Consider the following 410-nt stretch of genomic DNA (forward strand, 5'->3'; position numbering starts at 1 on the left):
AATCAACAAGACGAAATGGGGTGCTCTGGCCTGCGGGCTGTGCTGCGCGTTGTGTGTGGCCCTCTACTTGGCCAGCGTGCGCGGGGAGGTGGACGCGGCCCGAGCCGAGGCGCTTGAGCGCTATGGGGGCGATCAGGTGGAAGTGTGCGTGGCCAAGCGCGACTTGGCGGCGGGCGAGGTGGTGGACGCCTCGGCCGTCGTCATGAAGATGTGGGTGGCCGATCTTCTGCCCGACACTGCCGTGACTGATTCCTCCCAAATCATCGGTAAACGTCTGGGTTCGAACGTCCTCAAGGGAGAAGTCCTCTGCTCCCGGCGCACCGAGATGTCCGACTCCGAACTGGCGGTGCCGGCGGGCATGGCCGCCATCAGCGTGCCGGCGCGGCCCGTGCAGGCCGTGGGCGGTTCGG

At 67.1% G+C, this 410-nt stretch carries 1 protein-coding gene; it reads left to right on the forward strand.

Annotation, left to right across the window (positions count from 1 at the left end):
* Window position 1 precedes the first annotated feature (1 nt).
* Window positions 2–410, forward strand: a 409-nt coding sequence (locus NE591_RS12835; protein WP_256156812.1) for an SAF domain-containing protein, incomplete at its 3' end; no start/stop codon positions are given.

Origin of the sequence: Adlercreutzia sp. DFI.6.23 (assembly GCF_024462535.1) — a bacterium.
In the GTDB taxonomy this organism is placed as follows: Bacteria; Actinomycetota; Coriobacteriia; order Coriobacteriales; family Eggerthellaceae; genus Adlercreutzia; species Adlercreutzia rubneri.